Raw genomic sequence first — 5,625 nt, forward strand, 5'->3', positions numbered from 1 at the left:
GCGACGAACGCGGCCGGCCGATCAAGATCTGCTCCATCGTGGACGAGCACACTCGCGAATGCATCGGAGGCCTGGTCGACCGTTCGATCACCGCCACGAAGCTCACCGACCACCTCGAAGCGCTCGTCGCTGTCCGCGGCGCCCCAGCGACGCTGCGCTGCGACAACGGGCCGGAGTTCATCAGCGAAGCGATGGCCGACTGGGCCGGCACCCGCACCGGCCTGAGCTACATCCCGCCCGGGTCACCGTGGCGCAACGGCTACATCGAGTCGTTCAACAGCAGGATCCGCGACGAGTGCCTCAACATCAACACCTTCTACTCGCTGCTCCACGCCCGCGTGGTGATCAGCGACTGGAAGACCGAGTACAACCACGACCGCAGGCACTCATCGCTGGGCTATCTCGCACCGGCCGACTACGCTCGGCAGTGCACCCATCAAATGGAAACCGACGACTCGCACAACGTCCGGACCTAACCGTGGGGGCAGGTCACTGCCTTCGCTGCTCCGGAGCCAATCCGGATCGAAGTCGAGTTCCTTAGCGAGGTCCTCGTTCAGGATCACGAGCTCTGGATCTCCTACCGGGTCAGCGCGCGAGACTGTGACCAGTTCGGGCAAGACATCGGCGTAGCTCATGGTGTGAGTCTAAACCCGGCTCACCCGTCGGCCGGCCCCTTGACTTCGCTCGCGAGTTGCATCATTTCGCGACGGTAGTTCGGGGTCCGGATCAGCGCTCGGACCCGTTTGAGTGTCGAATGCTCTCCGATGATGCTCCACAGGTCGGAGAGTCGGCCATCCCGGATCTGTCGAATCCCCTTGTCACCGTCGAGGCGACCGCTTCACTATTGCTCAGCCGGACGGTTAGGCTCCCGATGCCGGAAACAGCCGCCGGAGCAGCAACAGTAGAGTCCTCAACCGCCACGGCCTCAGCTTCGATGAGTGTCACACGGTTCTCAACAAACCACTCACGCGGCTGGAACTGAATCTGCTCGAGCGTCTTAGTGCCCAGCAGATAATCTTTCGACAACGGCGGCCGATCATACGGCAACCCCTGCGGCTCCATCATCGTGATCTCACCATCAAAGCCACGCGAACGCAGCTCTTGCGCGAAGGTGAAACCAGCCACGCCGCTGCTGACTGATGGCGACAGACTCAACCGCCATCAGTCAGCGTCAGTAGCGGGAACACCCGGCTATAGAACCACGGCGTCGCCCTCCACCTCATGCGGCGGGCAGCCTAGATGCCGCAGACGATACCGTGGCAGCTACCAACGATGCGGCACCCGCCACCATGGTCAGTTGCGGTGCTCCACTAGGTTGCGGCGCTCAAGACGCAACGTGACATCCGCAGCCTTCGCAACTTGTTTCGAGTGTGTCACCACGATGACGCACTTATTCTGCAGATGCGCGGCATCACGCAAAATCTCGATCACGCCTTCCGCGGTTTCTTCATCCAGGTTACCCGTAGGCTCATCAGCCAGGATCACACCAGCAGAAGAGACGAGCGCTCGGCCGATCGCGACCCGCTGCTGCTGCCCACCCGACAAAGCCAACACATTCCGCTGAGCGGCTGCCGCATCGAGCCCCAGTCTGGTGAGGTCCTCAACCGTTGCTTTCGAGTTCACCAAGCGCAAGTTCTCGAGAGGCGTGAGGTAGTCGATGAGGTTGTAGTTCTGGAACACCAACGCGATCTGGTCGCGGCGGTGGCGTGTGTAGCCGGTGGATGCGATGTCTTTGCCGTCAAAGCGCACCACACCCTCAGTAGGTGCGTCCAGACCGGCGAGCAGGCTCAGCATCGTGGTCTTACCTGCGCCGGAAGAACCTACGATCGCGTAAAACGTTCCGACCTCGAAGCCATAGCTCACGTTCTTCAAAACGCGCTGAGCGGCGGTGCCGTAGGTAAAGTCAACCTGATCAAGCTGCATAATCGACATAATTTTTCCTAACTAAGTTTCGACAGAATACGTTTTGGATGCTGCGTGATGAGAGGCAAACCCCCCACCGAGACGCCCAACAATACGATGATGAATCCCCACGCGAGAGACGCAGCAATACCGCCAGCGTTGGTTGCGAGGGGGATCGAGGATAGAATTTCCTCCCCGGCCTGGGCTACAACCGCCCGCCCCAGGAAACCCGAAAGAACGGATCCGAGAACCGCTGAAATGGCGGCGGCGACGGCCGCGAAAATTGTTGCCTCAAGCGCGAATTGAGTAAGGACGTCGCCTTTGCTTTTCCCGAGCGAACGTAACACACCCACCTCATGGATGCGGCCGCGCGCCCAGAACGTGCTCACCAACGCGAGCACCAACGCACCAGCAATGCTCAAACCAAGCAGCATGGTCGCCAAAAGCTTGTCCACACCGGCGATAGCCTGAAGCACCGGCGCGAACTGAGCCGAATTATCTTCCAACGTGAGTTCCGGCGCGATCTTCCCAGCTGCGGCGAGCGCCCCCGGAAGTTCCTCCGCGTTATGCGTGAAATAGCGACCAGCAGTGATCGGCGCGCCGAGCTCCTTAGCTGAAGCCAGGTCCACGAACACGTTGTTTTCTGAAGCACCGGCCGGAAGCCCGCTCGGGTTCTCCGTTTTCCCTTCAAAGATCCCAACAACCGTCACGGTGACCTTCGCATCAGCCTGTGTAAGGGTCAGCGCATCCCCCAGCTTGAGGTTGTTCTGCTGAGCGAAGTCCCGATGGATCACAGCCTGCGATGCGGTTGCGCCCACGTGCTTGCCCTCAACCAGCTGATATAGCTTGCCCTGAAACGCTGGGTTGAGCGCGGAATCACTAGCCCCAGTCACACTGACCCCGCCGGCAAACTCCGAATCCAACTGAACCCCACGGCCGCTCTTCACAGGCTGAGCACCCTCGGGTTGGGCGATCGTCGCTGCCTCCAGACTGCTCTTGGCTACCTGCGCAAGGTTCGCCAAACGATGAGCTATCGATTCATCGATACCACCCTGGTCAGCGGGTGGTTGCTGAGCGGATGGCTGTTGCTGCTCGTCGGAGCCCCCTGCCCCATCGGAATCAACGCCAGGGCCAGCCGGCGCGTCGGGGCCTGGTGCCGACTCAATAGCTGCACTTGCAGTGAAACCGGCGCCCACGTTGGCGCTGATCGCGTCCTTGACTTCAGCCATGGAGGAACGCACACCAGACTGCGCAACAAGCGCGGTGAATACCACGGCCATGATGAGGATCATCAGGACACTGCGCCGCGGTTTACGCACAACGCTACGGATAGCTCGAGGCCACGGGCTCATCACTTGTTGTCCACCAGGATCGCGCGAGGGCTCTTACGCAGCATCGGGATCGAGGTAATCGCAACGACTACCGCGATCACAGCCACACAGATGATGACCGCTTGGATCACCGGACCACTGGACAGGCCAACCGCGAGGCTATCCAGCGTCTGCAGCGACGCTGAAGACTCCAGGTCTGCACCAAACTGGCCCGCCTGCTTCATCTGGCGTTCAGCGGACTTATTCACGCTTGCCAGCGCCACACCACCCATCCACTGGGCGACAGCATTCGAAGCGAAATAAGCGAGGACAAACGCAGGAATCGCAACCAGGATAAGCTCCGCGAAGTACTGGGCCGTGATGTTGCTCTTCCGAACGCCGACGGCGAGCAGGGTTCCGGTTTCTTTCTTACGTTCATTGAGCCACAAGAAGAGAACCAACGCCACCACAGCCGCCGCGAACATCGTGGCCCCCACCGTCGTGTTCGTCATGATGCTCTTGACTCCATCAACTGCCCCAGTGACACCTGACAGGTACTCAGCGGAGCGCGAAAGCCGATACTTGTTCCAGTCTATCCCCTGAGCCGCGGCGGCCTTCACGACATCTTCGAAATTGGCGTCTTTAGCGACAAAGAAGTTCGCGTCCTGATAGATCTCCGTCTGCGGTGTGAACTGATACAACGCGCGCGTGGAATCCAAATCAGTGAACACCGTGTTCGCGAACAGCTCGCTACGCACAGCAACCGGCCGGGTGTTCTTACCCGAAACGATCCCTACAACCTCAGTCTTTACCTCTTCGGTGGACTGCTTCTCGTTGTCAACGTCGTACTTGTTGCCCTTCAACGTGAGGGTGCTACCGAGTTTGAGGTTGTTCGCTTTCGCGAGATCCTCGTGAATCAGGGCCTTATTCTTGTCCCCAGCTGTCAAGTGGCGCCCCTCAACGAGCTTCAACGAGCCGGCACGGAACGGGTTAACCATATCGCTACGGTTCACGCCCCACACGTTCACAGCGTTACCGAACTGCGCCTCGCGTTTCTTGTCATAGTCGTCGTGGCCCGGCTTCAAAACCTGCGCGTCCACAAGGTCTGCGGTTACGTTCTGCCGGGCCACATGCGACGCAACACCGTCCAGCCCCGCGAGCTTTTCAATATCGGCAGGCTTCACGTTGCCCGCGCCACGCGGCGTGCCCGTGTTGAACTGCGGATTATTCTCCAGCACGAAACCACTACCGGTTTTCGCGTCCACCTCCTGCGCCACCTGATCCGCAGCACGCGTCACAGCCCCGGCTGACATCACCACAGTCGCCATCACGGCAAGTACAACAAAAATAATCAGAGTCTTGACAGGCTTGCGGACACAATAGCGCCAAGCCCTTCCTAGAAACGACAAAGTTCCCCTTTCAAGGTACAACGGTTGGCGCGTCCATGGCGCTGATCGCAAGATTCGTCGCGAGGCTACCCACAGTTGCATACATCGGGGAGAGCGAAAACTCTTTCGCAGGATGCAGCGCGCCGTAAAGGTTCGTAACGAAGGTATGATCTCATTCTGAATTGATCCTGAAAACCCGCTAGAGCCTCCCTGAAAGAACACATGTAGATTCCCAGGAGTGCTGGTTAGGGGCGAAGAAGGGGCAGTGCCGGGTTGGCGCAGAAAGCGAGTTGGCGGCGGGGTTCAGCCCCGGCTACTCGCCACCCTGGCGAGCGACTTGTATTCCTGGGTTGCCGGCTTCCAGAACCCAGCTCGATGCGAGCCGAGTTGTTCACGCCACTGCGGCGAATGACTCAGGTCCTCGCCGTCAGCTACGGCGCGCTCTTCGAGCGCTTCGATCTGTTCCAGTGTCTAGTCGCGGGCGATGTCCTTGTTGTAATTGCCTGGGGACAGCGGAATGATCCGCGCGCGTTCCCCGCGTTCGCTTTGTGCTCCTGAACCGTACTGGGTTCTGTTCCGATGGTTATGTGAGTGCCGGGTTCGACGCTCTGGTCTGATGGTGGGCCTGTTCGACCTCTATCGGGGTGCGGTAGCCGAGACTCTCATGCAGCCGTCGGTGGTTCCACCAGTGGACCCATTGCATGGTCGCGAACTCGACTTCGGTCACGGACGGCCAAGCTGGTCTGGAGTGGATGAGTTCGGTTGTGTAGAGCCCGTTGACGGTCTCGGCCAGCGCGTTGTCGTAGGAATCCCCGCGCGAACCGACCGAGCTGACGATCCCCGCGTCAGCGAGGTGTTCGGTATAGCGAATCGACACGTACTGGGCAGGTTCAACCGGTGGTTGCAACACCGGCCTGTTTCAGGGATTGTAGGCTCTTGGGACCTGAGCGTGGGGTGATGGGTTCGAGGGTGGGCGTGTCGGGAGTGCGATAGGGATCGAGGCCCTCAAGAATCGGGGTTACCAC

The 5,625-nt window shown here is 59.8% G+C and carries 5 protein-coding genes and 1 pseudogene; 1 reads left to right on the forward strand and 5 read right to left on the reverse strand.

Translation table 11 applies throughout. From position 1 onward, the window contains the following. Nucleotides 1-476 (forward strand): IS3 family transposase (locus BSZ39_RS11935; RefSeq protein ID WP_073717549.1); only part of this gene is annotated, 476 nt, incomplete at its 5' end. A gap of 250 nt (nucleotides 477-726) precedes the next feature. On the opposite strand, the gene BSZ39_RS11940 is transcribed toward BSZ39_RS11935, so the two are convergent. The 5 genes and pseudogenes from BSZ39_RS11940 to BSZ39_RS11960 form a co-directional block, all read right to left on the reverse strand. Then, entirely contained in the window at nucleotides 727-1,125 is a 399-nt protein-coding gene (locus tag BSZ39_RS11940; RefSeq protein WP_073717550.1) for a hypothetical protein, read from the reverse strand. Between the two features lie 168 nt (nucleotides 1,126-1,293). Then, nucleotides 1,294-1,932, reverse strand: a complete 639-nt coding sequence (locus BSZ39_RS11945) for an ATP-binding cassette domain-containing protein (protein WP_073717551.1) — start codon at nucleotides 1,930-1,932, stop codon at nucleotides 1,294-1,296. An 8-nt stretch (nucleotides 1,933-1,940) separates the two neighbouring features. After that, the gene (locus BSZ39_RS11950; RefSeq protein ID WP_083603335.1) at nucleotides 1,941-3,194 is read right to left on the reverse strand and encodes an ABC transporter permease; all 1,254 of its coding nucleotides are present in this window, start codon (nucleotides 3,192-3,194) and stop codon (nucleotides 1,941-1,943) included. A gap of 59 nt (nucleotides 3,195-3,253) precedes the next feature. Continuing rightward, nucleotides 3,254-4,672 (reverse strand): ABC transporter permease, encoded by a 1,419-nt coding sequence (locus tag BSZ39_RS11955; protein WP_342741824.1) that lies wholly within the window; start codon nucleotides 4,670-4,672, stop codon nucleotides 3,254-3,256. A gap of 511 nt (nucleotides 4,673-5,183) precedes the next feature. Beyond that, nucleotides 5,184-5,486: pseudogene (locus BSZ39_RS11960) on the reverse strand (integrase core domain-containing protein); the annotation flags it as partial. Nucleotides 5,487-5,625: the final 139 nt, after the last annotated feature.

Origin of the sequence: Bowdeniella nasicola (assembly GCF_001907295.1) — a bacterium.
Taxonomy (GTDB): domain Bacteria; phylum Actinomycetota; class Actinomycetes; order Actinomycetales; family Actinomycetaceae; genus Bowdeniella; species Bowdeniella nasicola.

Bases quoted from the DNA above. Each gene is read 5' to 3' on its own strand.
- BSZ39_RS11950 (WP_083603335.1), bottom strand. From the start codon at position 3,194: ATGATCCTCATCATGGCCGTGGTATTCACCGCGCTTGTTGCGCAGTCT.
- BSZ39_RS11945 (WP_073717551.1), bottom strand. From the start codon at position 1,932: ATGTCGATTATGCAGCTTGATCAGGTTGACTTTACCTACGGCACCGCC.